The following is a 17,445-nucleotide window of genomic DNA, read 5'->3' as shown; positions in this document are numbered from 1 at the left end:
GCAGTGGCGACCCGCCGGTGCGGGGCTTGGTTCGGGGATGGCGATGAAGGCGATTTTGGCGGCTCTGGCGCTCGGCGCGGCGGCTCTGGCGGGCCCGGCCTGCGCGGACGTGATCACCTTCGACGACCGCGGCCATGCGGTGCAGTCGCTCGGGACCTACCAGGGCTTCGACTGGAGCAACATGAGCACCGTCGCCCCCAAGAAGGTCGGCCTTGGCCAGACCGGCTACGGCGAGGGCGTGGTCTCGCCGAGGAACGTCGCCTTCAACGACTACGGTCTCAAGCAGAGCTCGGTGTCGGTGGCGACCGGCAGCTTCACCTTCGAAAGCGCCTACTTCAACGCCGCCTGGATCGACGGCCTGAAGCTGACCATCACCGGGTTCAGCGACGGCGTGCAGAAGTACACCCAGACCCTGACGCTCAACACCAAGAAGCCGCAGCTGTTCGAAGCCAACTGGACCGGCGTCAACAAGCTGACCTTCGAGACCTACATCAACGACTGCACCGACAAGGGCCGCCAGTTCGTGATGGACAACTTCAAGTTCGTCTCCGGCGTGCCGGAGCCGAGCACTTGGGCGATGATGATCGTCGGCTTCGGCGGCGTCGGCGTCATGGTCCGCGTCAACCGCGCCCGCGACGCCCGCGCGGCGGCCTAGGGCGTCACCTGGTCGCCCTTGACCGCGCTCAGCACGGTCAGGTGCGTCCCGCTGTTGTCAGCCCCGACCGGCGAGGCGGTGACCAGCACCGTGGTCCCCACGGTCATCACCTGCGCCACCTGGTCCAGGAACGCCTTGGGCGCGCGGATCTTCTCGAAGGCCGCCGCGTCCACCGGCTGGCCTGCCTCGTCGTCGTGGCCGGGCGCGCCGACCCGCAGCCACACCGCCTTGCCGTCCGCCCCCTTGGCCAGGGTCGCCACATGAGTGGAGACGGCGTCCTCGTCGATCTCGGCATGCGCGCGGCCGATCTCGACGCCGTTGCGCAGCACCACCGCGCGCTGGTCGGCCTTTGAGATGATGATCGAGACCGGGCCGCTCGGCGAAACCTCCGGCGTCCAGCGGAAGGCTTCGCCGCCGCTGAGCGGAACGTGCGCCTCGGCCACGCCGCCCGCGGCGAACGGCGCCAACACCCCGGCCTCCCGTGCGGTCACCGGCTCGCCATGGCGACCGGCGATCACCACCGTCCCGCCCATCTGGGTGATGCCAAACAGCAGCTTGGAGAACTCGTAGGGCAGGTGGATGCAGCCGTGGCTCTCCGGATAGCCGGGCAGACCGCCGGCATGCAGCGCCACCCCGTCCCAGGTCAGCCGCTCCTGATAGGGCATGGGAGCGTTGTTGTAGGTGCTGGAGTGGTGGTCCTTGTCCTTCTGCAGGATCGTGAACACCCCGGTCGGGGTCTCGTGCCCCTCCTTGCCGGACGAGATGGTGCTAACCGCGATGCGCAGGCCGTTGCGGTAGACGCTGGCCAGCTGCCGGTCGAGGTCGACATAGACGATGATCGGCCCCACAGGCGCGACCTGCGGCGCCCAGACCCACTGGCCGGGCTTCAGGCTCTCGGCCTGCCGCGCCAGCTCCACCGCCGAACTGACCTTCGCGCCCTGGGCCAGGGCCGGACCGGCGAGGGCGGCGCAGGCCAGCGCCGCGACGACGCACAAACGCATGACTAGGCCCGCGGATAGAGGATGATCTGGGTGCAGCGGAAGGCGGCCATCAGTTTGCCGGTCGCTGCGTCCTCGACCTTGGCGTCCCACACCTGGGTGGTGCGCCCGCCGTGCAGCAGGCTGGCGGTGCAGATCGCCTCGCCGTCGCGCAGGGTGCCGACGAAATTGGCCTTCACCTCGGCGGTCGTGAAGCCGTTGGCTCCCTCCGGCCATGCGGTCGAGACGCCGTAGGCGCAGAGGATGTCCGCGACCGACAGCACCGCCCCGGCCAGCAGGTAGCCGGTGTGGGCGACCAGGTCCTGCCGGACCTTCAGGCGTCCGACGACCTTGCCGTCGGCGACCTCGGTGATGACCAGGCCCAGGTGCCCGGGCAGCTTGCCCTCGTTGGCCTGGTTCAGCTTCTCGACGCTAGTGTGATTGGTGGTGGCGGGCATGAGCTACTCTCTTTTGGCGAGCGATCATGCATGGGTTCGCGCAAACTGCTAGATCGCGGCGATGAGCACCGCCATCTGGATCCAGACCAGCTTCCACGACGCCTTCAAGTGCGGCGGCTGGGCCTATGTCCGCAGCCACGACAAGGCCGCGAGCGGCCAGGCCGGCGGCGAGCGCTACACCAGCCCCGAGCGCATGGCGCTGACCGCGCTGCTGGCGGCGCTCAAGGACCCGCCCAAGGGGGCCGCTTCGATCCAGCTAGACAACGGCGCGGTGGCTCGCACCGCCGCCTTGATCGCCGCCGGCCGCCCGCCGCAGGGCGACGAGGCGCCGACCGAAAACCTCGACCTGTGGGCCGCGCTGACCGCCGCACTGGCTGGCCGTCAGCCCGCCTTCGCCATCGCAGCACCCAGCAAGGCGAGCCCCACCGGCTTCGCCGCCGCCTGGGCCGAGCTGGCTCGCGACAAGGCCAACACCCAGGGCGCCTTCGTCTCGGCCATCCCCAAGCCCAACCTCGCCAAGGTCGCGGGCCTGCCCCTATAGTCGCGCTCCATTTTTGCGAGCCCGCCCGTGAGCCTGCCCCAGATCATCGAGCTGTTGAGCCCGCTGCGCCCTGCGGCCGGTCCGTTCATCGTCGGCGTCACTGGATCGGTGGCGGCCGGCAAGAGCACGTTCGCCCAGGCCCTGGCCGACCAGCTGGCGGCCGGAGGGGCGCAGGTCGAGATCGCCTGCACCGATGGATTCCTGCACCCGAACGCGGTGCTCGAGACCCGCGGCACCCTCGGCCAGAAGGGCGCGCCCGACACCTATGACCACGCCGCCCTGCGCGCGGCGCTTTCCGCTGTCCGCAGCGGCCCGGCTCAGTTCCCGGCCTATTCGCACGTCATCTACGACATCGACCCGGCGCTGACCCGCACCCTCGCGCCGCCCGACGTGCTGGTCATCGAGGGACTGACCCTGCGCCATCCCGACACCGGACCGGCCGACCTGCTCGACGCCCTGATCTATCTGGATGCAGCCGAAGCCGATCTCGAGCGCTGGTACGTCGCGCGCTTCCTGGAGCTGTGGGAGGCGGCCGAGTATGATCCGACCTCGTTCTACGCCCGCTTCCGGCACATGAGCCGCGAGCAGACCGACGGCCTGGCCCGCATGGTCTGGCGCGACGTGAACCTCAAGAACCTGCACGACCACATCATTCACGCGCGCGCCCGCGCCGACCTCGTGGTCGGCAAGGCGCCCGATCACGCCATCGCCATAGTGAGCGGCCCCGCCGCCCAGAGACCATGACCCAGGACCCGACCTTCGAGCCCCGCCCCGGCGTCAGCCCCAACGCCCTGATCCTGTTGGCCGCCTGGCTGGCTTCGGGCGCTTTCCTGGCCTACGCGCCGAGCGAACTGGCCGCGAGGCTGGCGACCTTCGCCTTCGTGATCCTCGGCTGGGTCCTGGCGGTCATGGTCCACGAGTTCGGTCACGCCTTCATCGCCCACAAGGCCGGAGACCACACCATCCGCGCCAAGGGCTACCTCAGCCTCGACCCGCTCAAGTACGTCGATGTCGGCGTCTCGATCGTCATCCCGATCCTGGCCGTGGTGCTGGGCGGCATCGGCTTTCCGGGCGGCGCGGTCTATCTGCGCGAGGACCTGATGCGCAATCGCTGGTGGCGAGCGCTGGCCTCGCTGGCCGGCCCGCTCGGCACGCTGCTGGTGATGATCGTGCTGGTGGCCGCGATCTGGGCGGTGGCGCTCTCGCCGCTGGCGACGCCCGGTGCGCGGATGCTCTGCGATGCGCTGGCGTTCCTGGCCTTCCTGCAGGCGACCGCCTTCGTGCTCAACCTGCTACCGGTGCCGGGACTCGACGGCTACGGCGTGATCCGCCCGTTCCTCCCGGACTCCATCCGCCACGGCCTTCGAAAGTTCGAGGGCCTGGCGATGGTCGGGCTGTTCCTGCTGATCTTCCTCGTGCCCGGGGCCTCGGCGATCATCTTTGCGCCGGCCCTGATGCTCACCGACGTCGCCGGCCTGCCCCGCGAACTGATCCAGGCCGGTTGGGACGCCTTCCGCTTCTGGCGGTCCTAAGCCGCTCGGTCCTCCGACCCGGACACCATCGGTCCGGCGAAGGTGCTCAGGTGGCGTTTGCCTTGCCAAAGCTCAGCCCCGAAGGCGTGGCGGTTACTCGCCGCCTTTTCCAGCGCCTCCTCATCGGAGGCGCACTCCCATTCCTCGACGTCCGCGAACTTGCCGACGGAGTTCAGCACAAACAGTCGATAGTCCATCGCGCATCCTTCCCTGCACGGAAAATCGAACCCCCTGGGCGCAGCTTCGGTTCCTTCAACTCTCGGCGCCTCGGGCGTCTCCCTCAACGTTTGCTTAACCCCGGCGACGTCCTGTATCCCTCACTGGAACAGATGACGAACGCGCCGATTCCCATGCCCGCTCCCTTGCGTATCCTTGGCCTCGATCCCGGCCTGCGCCGCACCGGTTGGGGCGTGATCACGGTCGACGGCGCGCGCCTGGCCCATGTCGCCCACGGGGTGATCGCCCCCAAGGAAACCCTGCCGTTCTCCGAGCGGCTGCTGGTGCTGTTCGAAGCCATCAGCGAAGTCGTCGCCGCCCACGTCCCGCACGAGGCCGCGGTCGAGGAGACCTTCATGAACAACAACGCGGCCTCGGCGCTGAAACTCGGCCACGCCCGCGCCATGGCGATGATCGTGCCGGCCCGCGCCGGGCTGCCGGTCGCCGAGTACGCCGCCACCGTGGTCAAGAAATCCGTGGTCGGCACCGGCGCCGCCGAGAAGGACCAGGTCGGTTTCATGATCGCGCGCCTGCTGCCGACCGCCGGCAAGACCACCGCCGACGCCGCCGACGCCCTGGCCGTCGCCATCGCCCACGCCCACCATCGCAAGCTGCGCCGCATCGGAGCGGCCGCATGATCGGGCGCCTGCGCGGACTGGTCGCCGAGGTCGGCGAGGAGGAGGCCCTGATCGACGTGGCCGGAGTCGGCTATGTCGTGCGCTGCGGTTCGCGCACGCTCGGCCACCTGCCCGCGCTCGGCGAGGAGACCGTGCTGCACGTCGAGAGCATCTGGTCGGAATCCAACGGCATGAAGCTCTACGGCTTCCTCGGCCGCGACGAGCGCCGCGCCTTCGTGACCATGCTGGCCATCCAGGGTGTCGGGCCCAAGGCCGCCCTGGCCGTGCTCGACGTGCTGGCGCCCCCGGACCTTGCCGGCGCCGTCGCCCGCGACGACAAGGCCGCGCTCGGCCGCGCCAACGGGGTAGGGCCCAAGCTCGCCGTGCGGCTGATCACCGAGCTCAAGGGCAAGCAGCTGACCGAGGGCCCCGTGGCCGCCTTCCACGCGCAGATCCACGCCCCGGCCGCGCCGCCGCCGCCCAGCGCCGTGGGCGAAGCGGTCGCCGCCCTGCTCGGCCTTGGCGTCGCCGAGGTCAACGCCCGCCGCGTCGTCGAACAGGCGGCCCTGCGGCTGGGCGAGGACGCCGATATCCCGGCCCTGATCAAGGCCGGCCTGCAGGAGCTGGGCCGGTGACCCGTATCGTCTCGCCCGACGCCCAGCCGTTCGAGGGCGGCGTCGTCCACGACAAGGCCCTGCGTCCCCAGACCCTGGCCGAGTTCGTCGGCCAGGAGCAGGCCAAGGGCAACCTCAAGGTCTTCATCGAGGCCGCCAAGGCCCGCGAGGAAGCCCTCGATCACGTGCTGCTGTTCGGGCCGCCGGGCCTCGGCAAGACCACGCTCGCCCAGATCGTCGCCCGCGAACTCGGCGTGAACTTCCGCGCCACCTCCGGCCCGGTGCTCGCCAAGGCCGGCGATCTCGCCGCGATCCTGACCAACCTCGAACCGCGCGACGTCCTCTTTATCGACGAGATCCATCGCCTGCCGGCCAACGTCGAGGAGATCCTCTATCCGGCCATGGAGGACCACGTCCTCGACCTGGTGATCGGCGAAGGCCCGTCGGCCCGCTCGATCCGCATCGACCTGGCCCCCTTCACCCTGGTCGCCGCCACCACCCGCGCTGGCCTGCTAGCGACGCCGTTGCGCGACCGCTTCGGCATCCCGTTGCGGCTGGAGTTCTACACCCACGCCGAGCTTTCCAAGGTGCTCAGCGGCGCCGCCGCCAAGATGGGCCTCGGCCTCGCCCCCGACGGGGCCGGGGAGATCGCCGCCCGCTCGCGCGGCACCCCGCGCGTCGCCGGCCGGTTGCTGCGCCGGGTCCGCGACTTCGCCGCCGCCGACGGCGTCGAAGTGATCGACGGCAAGGCCGCCGCCCGCGCCCTGGCCCGGCTCGACGTCGACCAGGCCGGGCTCGACGCGCTGGACCGCCGCTATCTCCAGGCCATGATCGACAACTACGGCGGCGGCCCGGTCGGGGTCGAGACCATCGCCTACGCCATCGCCGAAGCCCGCGACGCGGTCGAGGACGTCATCGAGCCGTTCCTGCTGCAGCAAGGCTTCATCCAGCGCACCCCGCGCGGGCGCATCGCCTGCGCCAAGGCCTATGGCCACCTCGGCCTGACGCCGCCGGCGCAACCGCCCGGCGCCGGCCAGCCGACCCTGTTCGACGAGTAGGGTGTAGCCACTACAGCCGCACATCCCGGCGAAGGCCGGGACCCAGGTCGTAGGGCTGTGCTTTGGAGCCAGGATCACCCATCGCTGAGAGTGAATCGGGGTCCCGGCCTTCGCCGGGATGAGCGGGGTAAGCCTCACGCCAACGGCTGCAGCGCCACGTCCAGGAACCGCCGCAGGGTCGGTGTGGCGTCGTCGGCGCGCCAGACCAGGCCGCTCTCCAGATACGGCCCGTCGCCCGGCAGGCTCATATAGCGCACCCCCGTCCGCGCCAGATGGCGCAGCGAGGCTGGGACCAGCGCCACCCCGATGCCGGCCGAGACCAGACTGATGATCGTCTGCATCTGGATCGCCTCCTGCACGATGCGGGCGCCGCCAGTCAGCGATTTCAGCGTCTCGATCGCCAGATCGTAAAAGGCCGGCGCCACCCGCCGCGGAAAGATCACCCCGGCCGCTCCGACCAGGGCGTCGGCCGCCAGCCGCCCGTCCTCATGCGCCAGCCGGCCCTCGTCGACCCAGCTCTGCGGCACGGCCGCCACCAACGGCTCCAGCAGCAGCCGGCGGTAGCTGAGCCGGTCCGGCAGTCCGCCCGGCGGCGGGATGACGATCCCGGCGTGACCGTGGCCCTCCAGCAGGGCGGCGATCTGGACGTCGCTGGTCGCTTCACTGAGCGCGATCTCGACCTCGGGATGCAGGGCCGAATAGCGCCGCACCAAGGTCGGCAAGGTGCTGTAGTCGGCGGTGCTGACGAACGACAGTTCAAGCCGCCCGGTCTGGCCGTCGCGCAGCTGCCGGGCGATCTCGGGCAGGCTTTCCAGCTCCTCCAGCGCGGTCTTCACATGCGCCAGCCACTGCTCGCCGAACGGGGTCAGCGCCACCTGCCGCTTGGTCCGCACGAACAGCGGCGCGCCGAGTTCGCGCTCGAGCGCGAGGATCGATTGGCTGAGCGGCGGCTGGGTCATGCCGAGTTGCTCGGCCGCGCGGCCGAAATGCAGCGTCTCGGCCACAGACCGGAAGTGCCGAAGCTGGCGCGTGTCCATATTTGATACCTCAGACGACTTAATAGAGGCTGCTTAATATATTTCACCAACGGGACACGATTGGCTACGGGTGAGGCGCGCAATCTCCGTCAGGACCGATCCGATGCCGACCTATCGCTCACGCACGACCACCCACGGCCGCAACATGGCCGGCGCCCGCGGCCTGTGGCGCGCCACCGGCATGAAGGACTCCGACTTCGGCAAGCCGATCATCGCCGTGGTCAACTCCTTCACCCAGTTCGTGCCGGGCCACGTGCACCTGAAGGACCTCGGCCAGCTGGTCGCCCGCGAGATCGAGCGGGCGGGCGGCGTCGCCAAGGAGTTCAACACCATCGCGGTCGACGACGGCATCGCCATGGGCCACGACGGCATGCTCTACAGCCTGCCCTCGCGCGAGCTGATCGCCGACAGCGTCGAGTACATGGTCAACGCCCACTGCGCCGACGCCATGGTCTGCATCTCGAACTGCGACAAGATCACGCCGGGCATGCTGATGGCCTCGCTGCGCATCAACATCCCGACGGTCTTCGTCTCCGGCGGTCCGATGGAAGCCGGCAAGGTGATCCTGAAGGGCAAGGAGGTCGCCCTCGACCTGGTCGACGCCATGGTCGCCGCCGCCGACGACAAGATTTCCGACGAGGAGGTCGCCGCCATCGAGCGCTCGGCCTGCCCGACCTGCGGTTCCTGCTCGGGCATGTTCACCGCCAACTCGATGAACTGCCTGACCGAGGCGCTGGGCCTGTCGCTGCCCGGCAACGGCTCGGTCTTGGCCACCCACGCCGACCGCGAGCGCCTGTTCCTGGAAGCCGGCCACCTGATCGTCGACATCACCCGCCGCTACTACGAGCAGGACGACGCCTCGGTGCTGCCGCGCTCGGTCGCCTCGTTCAAGGCGTTCGAGAACGCCATGAGCCTCGACATCGCCATGGGCGGTTCGACCAACACCGTGCTGCACCTGCTGGCCGCGGCCCACGAGGCCGGCGTCGACTTCACGATGGAGGATATCGACCGGCTGTCGCGCAAGGTGCCGTGCCTGTCCAAGGTCGCGCCGGCCAAGGCCGACGTGCACATGGAGGACGTCCACCGCGCCGGTGGCATCATGGCTATCCTCGGCCAGCTCGACCGCGCGGGCCTGCTGCACACCGACCTGCCGACCGTCCACACCAAGTCCATGGGCGAAGCGCTGGACCACTGGGACATCAGCCGCACCAACAGCGAGGCGGTGCAGACGTTCTTCCGCGCCGCCCCCGGCGGCGTGCCGACCCAGACCGCGTTCAGCCAGGACCGCCGCTGGAAGGAACTCGATCTCGACCGCCAGGGCGGCGTCATCCGTGAAGCCAAGCACGCCTTCTCACAGGACGGCGGTCTGGCGGTGCTGTCGGGCAACCTCGCCGAGGACGGCTGCATCGTGAAGACCGCCGGGGTCGACGAGGAGATCCTGAAGTTCACCGGTACGGCTCGCGTCTTCGAGAGCCAGGACGAGTCGGTCAGCGCCATCCTGACCGGCAAGATCGTCGCCGGCGACGTGGTCGTCATCCGCTACGAGGGCCCCAAGGGCGGCCCGGGCATGCAGGAGATGCTCTACCCGACCAGCTACCTGAAATCGAAGGGCCTCGGCAAAGCCTGCGCCCTGATCACCGACGGCCGTTTCTCCGGCGGCACCTCGGGCCTGTCGATCGGCCACGTCTCGCCCGAGGCGGCCGAGGGTGGCCTGATCGGCCTCGTCGAAGACGGCGACCGCATCGTCATCGACATTCCGGGGCGGACCATCCAGCTCGACGTCTCCGACGCCGTGCTGGCGCAGCGCCGCGCGGCCATGCAGGCCAAGGGCTCGGCCGCCTGGAAGCCGGCCGAGCGCAAGCGCGTGGTCTCTCCGGCCCTGCGCGCCTACGCCGCCATGACCACCAACGCCGCCCGCGGCGCGGTCCGCGACGTCAGCCAGGTCGAGTAGTCACGCCCGGCGCGGCGCTGTTCAAGACAGCGCCGCGTCCCTAAACCTAGGCCCATGCAGACCCCGATCCCCACCGCCCCAATCCCTACTGCAGGCGTCATTGAAGGCCGCGAGCATGTCCTGCCCGTCCGCGTCTACTACGAGGACACCGACTTCACCGGGGTGGTCTATCACGCCAACTACGTCCGCTATTTCGAGCGCGGCCGGTCCGACTTCCTGCGGGTGGCAGGCGTTCATCACGCCGAATTGCTCGACCGCGACGATCCGGCCGCCTTCGCCATCGTGCGCATGGAACTGGAGTTCAAGCGCGCCGCCAGGATCGACGACGCCCTCGCCGTGCGCACCACCTACGATTCCGCCCGCGGCCCGCGGCTCTTTATCAGCCAGAGGATTACGCGCGGCGAGGAGCTGATCTGCGCCGCCCAGGTCGAGGCCGCCTGCATCGATCTCGCCGGCCGTCCGCGAAAACCGCCGGCCGGCATGCTCGAAACTCTGCGCCCGCTCTTCGCGTAAGGTTTTCGTAAAACCGCCTTCACCATTTCGGCGTTAGAGGTCGGTTAACCAGAAGGCATGGCCTTAAGTTCGCCACCGCGGGCGGCTTGAAGTCGTGCGCCTGCCTTTCTTACGGAGCCCTACGAGCGCATGGACCCCGCTGCGATCACCGCCGACAGCTTTAGTTTCATCAATCTGTTCATTCGCGCCGACTGGGTCGTGAAGGCGGTGATGATCGGACTGATCCTGGCCTCCCTGTGGTCGTGGACCGTGATCATCGACAAGTCGGTGCGCCTGACCAAGCTCAACAAGGAGGCCAGCGCCTTCGAGGATCAGGTGTCCTCGGGCCGCTCGCTGGAAGACATCGCCGCCGAACATGGCGAGCGTCCGACCCAGGCGCTGCCGCGCATGCTGCAGGGCGCGTTGAAGGAGTGGCGCGACGCCCGCGCCCGGGGACTGGTCTCCGAGAGCCAGACCGCCTTCCTGATCCAGCGCATAGACCGCGCCCTCGACACCACCATCGCCCGCGAAAGCGCGCGGGTTGAAAACGGCCTCGGCTCGCTGGCCATCGTCGCCACCGCCTCGCCGTTCATCGGCCTGTTCGGCACCGTCTGGGGGATCATGAAGGCCTTCCAGGCGATCGCCGTCGAGAAGTCGACCAACCTGGCTGTCGTCGCCCCCTCGATCGCCGAGGCGCTGTTCGCCACCGCCATCGGTCTGATCGCGGCGATTCCCGCCTACATCGCCTTCAACAAGTTCTCGACCGACGCCGGCAAGTACGCCGGCCGGCTCGAAGGCTTCGCCGACGACCTTTCCACCGCCATCCAGCGCCGCCTGGCCGAGCGGGGCTAAGGGTCATGGCGCTTTCCTCCCACGACGCGTTCTCCGCCCCCGGCGGCTCGCGGCGCCGGCGCGGCCGTCGTTCGCGCGGGGCGCTGTCCGAGATCAACGTCACGCCGCTGGTCGACGTGATGCTCGTGCTGCTGATCATCTTCATGGTTTCGGCCCCGCTGCTGACCAGCGGCGTCGAAGTCGAGCTGCCTAAGACCGAGGCCGGCGCCATGGAGGATCCCAAGGAGCCGCTGACCGTCTCGATCCGCCAGGACGGCTCGGTGTTCATCCAGGAAGACGCGGTGGCGTTCTCCAGCCTGGCGCCGCGCCTGCGGGCCATGGCCGGCGACGACCAGGCCAAGCCGATCTATGTGCGCGCCGATGGCCGCGCGTCCTATGCGATCGTCGCCCAGGTGATGGCCGCGCTGTCGACCTCGGGCTTCACGAGCATCAACCTGATCACCGACACCGGCGGACCGTCCTCGGGCGGCGAGCCGCGCTGAGGCGCTGATGGCCCGGGAAAGGTCTGAATTCTCCGGCGCGATGCTCGCATCCACCCTGCTGCACGCAGGGGTGATCGTCGCCGCCATGATCTCCTGGCCGTGGGCCCGGCAGTTGCCGCTCGGCTCGGCCGTGCCGGTCAACATCGTCGCCAACGCGCCGGTGACCGATCTAGCCCCCGCCGAGCAGGGTCCGGAAGACGCGCCAGCCCAGACAGAAGAGCCGGTCCCCGAAGCGCCTGCCCCGCCGGCCGCGCCCGCGCCGACGCCGCAACCGGTCCCGACGCCGCCCAAGCCGGCCCCGGCCCCAGCGCCCAAGCCGACCCCTGCGCCGACGCCTAAGCCTGCGCCGGCCCCAACGCCCAAGCCGGTCCCGGCCCCGGCCAAGCCCGCGCCGGCCAAGCCCGCCGCGCCTGCCAAACCGGCCCCCAAGGCCGACAAGGGCCTCGACCTCGACGCCCTGGCCGCCAGCCTTCCGGGCGCGCAGCGCTCGTCGGCGGCCAAGGGGCCCGCACGCCAGGCCACCGCGCCCGAGGCGCGCCCCGACCTCGGTTCGGGCCAGGCCGCCGCCGCGATCGCCGGCATGAGCGACGAGATCCAGAAGCGCTGGAACCCCAACTGCAACGTCGAGGGCGGCCGCGACGTCCGCCTGAAGGTGTCGTTCACTCTCGGCGGCGGCGGCCAGGTCGTCGGCCAGGTCGGCGCCAACGGCGCCGAGAATTCCGCCGATCCGGTAGTCAAGGCCGCGGCAGAGCGGGCGATCCGCGCGGTCTACGCGGCCGCGCCGTTCACCCGTCTGCCCCGCTCGCTCTACGGCCAGCGCTTCGACCTGAACTTCAAGACCAGTGAGGCCTGTTCGTGAACAAGGAGAACCGCCCCATGCGCCTGAGGACCCTGGCCCTGGCCGTATTCGCCGCGCTCCTTACGTCGGCGGCGATCACCGCGCCCGCCCGCGCCCAGATCGAGGTCGACATCAACCGCGGCGACGTCAAGCCGCTGCCCATCGCGATCCCGGCCTTCGGCGGCCAGCAGGGCGCCGAGATCGCTCAGGTCATCACCGGCAACCTGGAGCGCTCGGGCCTGTTCGCCCCGATCCCGCCCGCCGCGCACATCGAGAAGACCCTCGACGTCAACGTCCAGCCGCGTTTCCCCGACTGGAAGGTGCTCAACGCCCAGGCTCTGGTGAACGGCCAGGTGACGGTCGAGGGCGGCCGCCTGACCGTCAACTTCCGGCTCTGGGACGTCTATTCCGAGCAGCAGCTGCTCGGTCTGCAATTCACCTCGACCCCCGATAACTGGCGGCGCGTGGCGCACAAGATCTCGGACGCGGTGTATGAGCGACTGACCGGCGAGAAGGGCTACTTCGACACCCGCGTGGTGTTCGTCTCCGAGAGCGGCGATCGCCTGAACCGCCGCAAGCAGCTGGCGATCATGGACCAGGACGGCGCCAACCCGTCCTACCTGACCGACGGCTCCTACATCGTGATGACCCCGCGGTTCTCCTCGACCAGCCAGGAGATCACCTACATGGCCCTGCGGCCGGAGGGCTCGTCGATCTACCTGTTCAACCTGGAAAGCGGCCGTCGCGAGACGCTCGGCAACTTCCCCGGCATGGTCTTCGCGCCGCGCTTTTCGCCGGACGGCGGCCGCGTCGCCTTCTCGGTCGAGCGGGCCGGCAACACCGACATCTACGTGATGGACCTGCGTAGCCGCTCGTCCAATCGCTTGACCTCAGATCCGTCGATCGAGACCTCGCCGTCGTTCTCGCCGGACGGTTCGCAGATCGTCTACAACTCCGACCGCGGCGGCAGCGCCCAGCTCTATGTCATGGGCGCCAACGGCGGCGGCGGCCGACGCATCTCCTTCGGGTCCGGCCGTTACACCACCCCGGTCTGGAGCCCGACCGGCGAGTACATCGCCTTCACCAAGCAGACCGGCGGCGAGTTCCATATCGGCATCATGAAGCCCGACGGCTCTGACGAGCGCATCCTGACCAGCAGCTACATGGACGAGGGCCCGACCTGGGCGCCCAACGGCCGCGTTCTGATGTTCAGCCGCGAAACGCCTGGTGGGGCTCCGCGTTTGTGGACCGTGGACGTCACCGGCCGGATCGAGCGCGCCGCGCCCTATCCCGGCTCCGGGTCCGATCCCGCCTGGTCGCCGCTGCTGAATTAACCAGTGTTTCCAGGTTTAAAATTCCCCCCAACGGACTTTTGAAATGTCCGGTAACGGCAAAGCCGGGTAGAACAAGGAACTGGCTGTGGGGACCGCCGTCGTCGTAACTTATTAATTGGAGAAGCAAACGTGCAAAGCTTCAGTATCAAGCACGCCCTGCGACTGAGCCTGGTTGCAGCCGCCGCCATCTCGGTCACGGCCTGCGCCTCGCGCCCGAAGCCGGCCCCCGCGCCGGAACCGACGCCCGCGCCGGCCCCTGCGCCCGCCCCGGAGCCGGCCCCCGCGCCGCCCCCGACCTCGTCGGTGATCCCGGGTTCGATCCAGGACTTCACGGTCAACGTCGGCGACCGCGTCTATTTCGACCTCGACAGCTACAGCGTCCGCGCGGACGCCTCTCCGCTGCTCGACGCGCAGGCCGCCTGGCTGGTGCGCTATCCGAACGTTCAGATCCGCATCGAAGGCAACGCCGACGAACGCGGCACCCGTGAGTACAACCTCGCCCTCGGTTCGCGCCGCGCCAACTCGGTGCGCGAATACCTGGTGCAGCGCGGCGTGCAGCCGTCGCGCATCTCGACCGTGTCGTACGGCAAGGAAAAGCCGATCGACGCCGGCGCCAACGAGGAAGCCTACCAGCGCAACCGGAACGCCCACACGGCGATCACCTCGGGCGCTCAGTAAGCCCGTTGCTTGCAGTTTGCGGGAGGGGGCCTTCGGGTCCCCTCTTTGCATTTGCGCTCTACTTTGCCTTCCTCACCGAACAGCCGCATTTTGGCCGTCCGTTTTTGCAGATGATGCCGACTATGAAGCTTGCCCGTCTCGCCCTGCCGCTCGCCCTCACCCTGATCGCCTCCACCGCGGTGGCCCAGGTCCCGATGGATCCGCTGGACGCCCGCGACGCGCGGCGCCTCGACCGCATGGAACAGGTGATGCGCGAGCTCCGCTCGATCGTGTTCCAGGGTCGCGACAGCGGCAAACCCGTCATCGTGCAGCCGGCCGAGACCGACTACCAGCTCCAGGAGGTCAGCCGTCGGCTGGCCGACATGGAGCAGTCCATGACCCGGATGACCGGCGACCTGGAAAACGCCAACCGCCAGGCCGAACTGGCCAAGCGCGAGGCCGACACCCTGCGCGCCGAGAACAGATCGCTGTCCGACCGCATCGCCAACCTCGAGAGCGGGGCGCTGGCCTCGACCGGCTCGGCGCCCGCCGGCGGCGGCCTAGCCGGCGGTCCGGCCCCGGCTCCGACCGCGGGCCTGTCGGCCAACGACGCGTTCAGCCAGTCGCGCCAGGCGATGCTGGCCGGCGACTACGCCGTCGCCGAGGCCGGCTTCCGCGACTACGTCTCGGCCTATGGCGACAACGCCAAGGCGCCCGAAGCTCGCTACTGGTTGGGCAAGACCCTGACCGCCCGCGGCGCCCACGCTGACGCCGCGGGCTCTTACATCGCCGCCATCCGCGGCTGGCCGCAGACCACCTGGGCCCCGGACGCCGTGCTGGAGCTCTCGCGTTCGCTGATCGCCCTCAAGAAGCCGGCTGACGCCTGCCAGACCCTGGCCGAACTGGCCAAGCGCTATCCGAAGGCCTCGACCACCGTGCAGACCCGCGCGGCCCAGGCCCGCACCCAGGCCAAGTGCTCGGGCTGAGCGACCTAGGGACGGTCGTTCGGACCGTCCTCGACCGCCGGCTCGCCGCCGGTTCGGTCGCGCCGCTCGCCGTGGCGCTGTCGGGCGGCGGCGATTCCCGCGCCCTGGCCCTGATGGCCGCCGACTGGGCTCAGGTCCACGGCCGGCGAGTGGCGATCCTCACCGTCGATCACGGCCTCAACCCCGACAGCGCCGCCTGGAGCGCCGCCTGCGCGGCGCTCGCCGCTCGGCTGGGCGCCTCGTTCCATCCGCTGGCCTGGACCGGCGACAAGCCCGCCCAGGGCCTGCCCGCAGCCGCCCGCGCCGCCCGGCACCGACTGTTGGCCGACGCGGCCCGCGCGATCGGCGCACGCGTCATCCTGATGGGCCACACCGCCAGCGACCTGGCCGAGGCCGCCGCCATGCGCGCCGACGGTTCGAGCACGCCGTCGCCGCGCGATTGGGCTCCCTCGCCCGCCTGGCCCGAGGGGCGCGGGGTGTTCCTGCTGCGCCCGATGCTGGCCGCCAGCCGCGCGCAGGTGCGCGAGTGGCTCAGCGAGCAGGGCGAGACCTGGATCGATGATCCCGCCAACGACGATCCGCGCTTCGCCCGCGCCCGCGCCCGGCTCGCAGAGCCGCCCGCCGCCGCACCGCCCGCCGCGCTGGAGCCGGCATTGGCCGAACTCGCCGCCGCCGCCCAGGTCGACTCCGCGGGCGTCATCGACCTGCCGAGCGCGCGGCTGCCGGAAAGGCTGGTCGCCGCCGCCGCCCTCTGCGCGGCCGGGACCACCCGGCCGCCGCGCGCCGACCGACTGGCGCGGGTCATGGAGCATCTGGCCATGCCCGAGCCGTTCATCGCCACCCTCGCTGGGGCTCGGATCCAGGCCAAGGACGGGCGCGCCCTGTTCATGCGCGAGCCGGGCGAGTTGCTTCGCTCCGGCCTCGCCGACCAGATGCTGGCTCCCGGCGAGCAGGTTGTCTGGGATGGCCGTTTCGAGATCACCGCTCAGCGCGTGGCGGTGATCGCCCCCCTGACTGGCCATGCGGGGCAATTGCCGCGCGCCCAGCGGGCGGCGCTGCACGAGATCCCCGCCCGCGCCCGCGCCGCCTTGCCCGTCGTGCTCGACGGCGACCAGGCCGCCTGCCCGCTGCTTGAAGAGACCCCGGGCCTGGCGGTCCGCAGCCTGGTGCGCGAGCGGCTGCTCGCCGCCAGCGGCGCAGTGGAACGCGAGCCCTAACGGGCGACCGTCGCCAACACGTGCTCCACGCCGGCGACGATCGGGTCGGCGAACGCCTTGCCCAACAGGTTGGCGTGGTTGGCGCCGCTCACGTGCGCGACATAGCCGTGCTCTGAGCGCTCGGCGGGCGCGACCTGCAGCGCCTTCAGGCGCGCCTGGGTCGCCACATCGCCCGCCGTCACCACCGCCACCGGCAGATCCGGCGCAAAGCCGCCGGCCTCGCGGCCAAGGGCCGAGGTGCGCGGCCAGTTCTGGACCTCTTCCGCCGCCCAGCGCGTGTGGCTGGCCGAGCCGTAGACGCGGCGCTTCTCCTTGCGCGCCTCGCCTTCCAAGCCGATCAGGTCGCCGATCACCAGCGAGACCGGCCGCATGAACCCTGCCGCCGACCAGGCGCCGACCAGCTTCATCGCGCCACGATAGGCGTGGATGCCGACCGCCGTACGGCGCACGTCCAGCATCTCGGGCGTCACGGCATCGACCAGCACCACGCCCAGAACCCGCTCGCGATTGCGCGGCACGAACACCCGCGCCATCAGCCCGGCCATCGAGTGACCGGTGTAGACGATCGGCCCGGTCTCCCCCAGGCGCGCCAGCAGCGTCTCCAGGTCGGCGGCGATCGCGCGGCCGTCACGCGGCTCGGGGCTGGGATCGGAATAGCCGAGACCGGCCCGGTCGTAGGCCAAGCTGCGCAGTCCCTTGGCCGCCAGCCGCTCCTGCACCACCGCCCAGTCGGCGGCGCAGCCGAACGCGCCGCATTCGAGGACGATCAGGGGGCGGTCGTTCTGCGGTCCGGCCGGCGTGGCCCGGATCCGCCGTCCGCCGATGTCCACCAACTGGCCCCGGGACGGGTGAAAATGCTGGGCCGTCATCTGCATACCTTGAGCATCCCCCCAATCTAGTCGAGGTTGCCGCCCAAACTAGGAGTCGGTGG

Annotated in this window: 21 protein-coding genes; 16 read left to right on the top strand and 5 right to left on the bottom strand. The window is 70.1% G+C overall.

The features are described from left to right. Positions 1 to 43: 43 nt before the first annotated feature. Positions 44 to 655, top strand: coding sequence for a PEPxxWA-CTERM sorting domain-containing protein (locus ACSQ2H_RS02950; protein WP_436059965.1), 612 nt, complete (start codon positions 44 to 46; stop codon positions 653 to 655). Here ACSQ2H_RS02950 and ACSQ2H_RS02945 read toward each other — a convergent pair. Together ACSQ2H_RS02945 and ACSQ2H_RS02940 are read right to left on the bottom strand one after the other, a co-directional pair. After that, complete coding sequence (locus tag ACSQ2H_RS02945) at positions 652 to 1,656, bottom strand: L,D-transpeptidase (RefSeq protein ID WP_436059964.1); 1,005 nt, start codon at positions 1,654 to 1,656, stop codon at positions 652 to 654. The genes ACSQ2H_RS02950 and ACSQ2H_RS02945 overlap by 4 nt on opposite strands. A gap of 2 nt (positions 1,657 to 1,658) precedes the next feature. Next, on the bottom strand, positions 1,659 to 2,090 hold the full coding sequence (locus tag ACSQ2H_RS02940) for a PaaI family thioesterase (protein WP_436059963.1): 432 nt from the start codon (positions 2,088 to 2,090) through the stop codon (positions 1,659 to 1,661). A gap of 61 nt (positions 2,091 to 2,151) precedes the next feature. Between ACSQ2H_RS02940 and ACSQ2H_RS02935 the strand changes: the two genes are divergently transcribed. The 3 genes from ACSQ2H_RS02935 to ACSQ2H_RS02925 are packed head-to-tail and all read left to right on the top strand — an operon-like array spanning position 2,152 to position 4,163. Further along, a complete protein-coding gene (locus ACSQ2H_RS02935; RefSeq protein ID WP_436059962.1) occupies positions 2,152 to 2,631 on the top strand; it encodes a ribonuclease H in 480 nt (159 codons plus the stop codon). A 27-nt stretch (positions 2,632 to 2,658) separates the two neighbouring features. Then, the gene (locus ACSQ2H_RS02930; RefSeq protein ID WP_436059961.1) at positions 2,659 to 3,375 is read left to right on the top strand and encodes a type I pantothenate kinase; all 717 of its coding nucleotides are present in this window, start codon (positions 2,659 to 2,661) and stop codon (positions 3,373 to 3,375) included. After that, on the top strand, positions 3,372 to 4,163 hold the full coding sequence (locus ACSQ2H_RS02925; RefSeq protein WP_436059960.1) for a site-2 protease family protein: 792 nt from the start codon (positions 3,372 to 3,374) through the stop codon (positions 4,161 to 4,163). The genes ACSQ2H_RS02930 and ACSQ2H_RS02925 overlap by 4 nt, the downstream gene beginning before the upstream one ends. Here ACSQ2H_RS02925 and ACSQ2H_RS02920 read toward each other — a convergent pair. Continuing rightward, positions 4,160 to 4,360 (bottom strand): hypothetical protein, encoded by a 201-nt coding sequence (locus ACSQ2H_RS02920; protein WP_436059959.1) that lies wholly within the window; start codon positions 4,358 to 4,360, stop codon positions 4,160 to 4,162. The two genes, ACSQ2H_RS02925 and ACSQ2H_RS02920, sit on opposite strands and share 4 nt — an antisense overlap. 153 nt (positions 4,361 to 4,513) lie before the next feature. Here ACSQ2H_RS02920 and ruvC point away from each other — a divergent pair, with 153 nt between their 5' ends. Genes ruvC through ruvB form a run of 3 tightly spaced genes read left to right on the top strand, consistent with a single transcriptional unit; the run spans position 4,514 to position 6,668 of the window. Further along, complete coding sequence (gene ruvC, locus ACSQ2H_RS02915) at positions 4,514 to 5,017, top strand: crossover junction endodeoxyribonuclease RuvC (protein WP_436059958.1); 504 nt, start codon at positions 4,514 to 4,516, stop codon at positions 5,015 to 5,017. Beyond that, the gene (gene ruvA, locus ACSQ2H_RS02910) at positions 5,014 to 5,631 is read left to right on the top strand and encodes a Holliday junction branch migration protein RuvA (RefSeq protein WP_436059957.1); all 618 of its coding nucleotides are present in this window, start codon (positions 5,014 to 5,016) and stop codon (positions 5,629 to 5,631) included. Before ruvC ends, ruvA begins: the two co-directional genes overlap by 4 nt. Positions 5,632 to 5,636: 5 nt before the next feature. Next, a complete protein-coding gene (ruvB, locus tag ACSQ2H_RS02905) occupies positions 5,637 to 6,668 on the top strand; it encodes a Holliday junction branch migration DNA helicase RuvB (RefSeq protein ID WP_436063540.1) in 1,032 nt (343 codons plus the stop codon). A 134-nt stretch (positions 6,669 to 6,802) separates the two neighbouring features. On the opposite strand, the gene ACSQ2H_RS02900 is transcribed toward ruvB, so the two are convergent. Beyond that, positions 6,803 to 7,705, bottom strand: coding sequence for a LysR family transcriptional regulator (locus tag ACSQ2H_RS02900; RefSeq protein WP_436059956.1), 903 nt, complete (start codon positions 7,703 to 7,705; stop codon positions 6,803 to 6,805). Between the two features lie 103 nt (positions 7,706 to 7,808). On the opposite strand from ACSQ2H_RS02900, the gene ilvD reads away from it, so the two are divergent. The 9 genes from ilvD (at position 7,809) to tilS (ending at position 16,514) form a co-directional block, all read left to right on the top strand. Beyond that, positions 7,809 to 9,656: a dihydroxy-acid dehydratase gene (gene ilvD, locus ACSQ2H_RS02895; protein ID WP_436059955.1), complete on the top strand. Its 1,848-nt coding sequence runs from the start codon at positions 7,809 to 7,811 to the stop codon at positions 9,654 to 9,656. 54 nt (positions 9,657 to 9,710) lie between these two features. Further along, on the top strand, positions 9,711 to 10,169 hold the full coding sequence (ybgC, locus tag ACSQ2H_RS02890) for a tol-pal system-associated acyl-CoA thioesterase (RefSeq protein WP_436059954.1): 459 nt from the start codon (positions 9,711 to 9,713) through the stop codon (positions 10,167 to 10,169). Between the two features lie 129 nt (positions 10,170 to 10,298). Beyond that, positions 10,299 to 11,000 (top strand): protein TolQ, encoded by a 702-nt coding sequence (tolQ, locus tag ACSQ2H_RS02885; protein ID WP_436059953.1) that lies wholly within the window; start codon positions 10,299 to 10,301, stop codon positions 10,998 to 11,000. Between the two features lie 5 nt (positions 11,001 to 11,005). Then, positions 11,006 to 11,482 carry an ExbD/TolR family protein gene (locus tag ACSQ2H_RS02880; protein ID WP_436059952.1) on the top strand — a complete coding sequence of 159 codons (477 nt, stop codon included), beginning with the start codon at positions 11,006 to 11,008 and terminating at the stop codon, positions 11,480 to 11,482. Positions 11,483 to 11,489: 7 nt separating this feature from the next. Further along, a complete protein-coding gene (locus tag ACSQ2H_RS02875; protein ID WP_436059951.1) occupies positions 11,490 to 12,341 on the top strand; it encodes an energy transducer TonB in 852 nt (283 codons plus the stop codon). Positions 12,342 to 12,358: 17 nt separating this feature from the next. Then, a complete protein-coding gene (tolB, locus tag ACSQ2H_RS02870; RefSeq protein ID WP_436059950.1) occupies positions 12,359 to 13,654 on the top strand; it encodes a Tol-Pal system beta propeller repeat protein TolB in 1,296 nt (431 codons plus the stop codon). A gap of 129 nt (positions 13,655 to 13,783) precedes the next feature. Further along, positions 13,784 to 14,332: a peptidoglycan-associated lipoprotein Pal gene (gene pal, locus ACSQ2H_RS02865; protein ID WP_436059949.1), complete on the top strand. Its 549-nt coding sequence runs from the start codon at positions 13,784 to 13,786 to the stop codon at positions 14,330 to 14,332. A gap of 122 nt (positions 14,333 to 14,454) precedes the next feature. Continuing rightward, positions 14,455 to 15,297, top strand: coding sequence for a tol-pal system protein YbgF (gene ybgF / locus ACSQ2H_RS02860; protein WP_436059948.1), 843 nt, complete (start codon positions 14,455 to 14,457; stop codon positions 15,295 to 15,297). Next, on the top strand, positions 15,294 to 16,514 hold the full coding sequence (gene tilS / locus ACSQ2H_RS02855; protein WP_436063539.1) for a tRNA lysidine(34) synthetase TilS: 1,221 nt from the start codon (positions 15,294 to 15,296) through the stop codon (positions 16,512 to 16,514). The genes ybgF and tilS overlap by 4 nt, the downstream gene beginning before the upstream one ends. Here tilS and ACSQ2H_RS02850 read toward each other — a convergent pair. Continuing rightward, positions 16,511 to 17,389 (bottom strand): alpha/beta fold hydrolase, encoded by an 879-nt coding sequence (locus ACSQ2H_RS02850; RefSeq protein WP_436059947.1) that lies wholly within the window; start codon positions 17,387 to 17,389, stop codon positions 16,511 to 16,513. The genes tilS and ACSQ2H_RS02850 overlap by 4 nt on opposite strands. Positions 17,390 to 17,445 lie beyond the last annotated feature (56 nt).

Origin of the sequence: Phenylobacterium sp. LjRoot97 (genome assembly GCF_964254345.1) — a bacterium.
GTDB lineage: Bacteria > Pseudomonadota > Alphaproteobacteria > Caulobacterales > Caulobacteraceae > Phenylobacterium.
The sequence above is the reverse complement of the archived record's forward strand: the minus strand, read 5'-3'. Positions and strand labels throughout refer to the sequence as shown.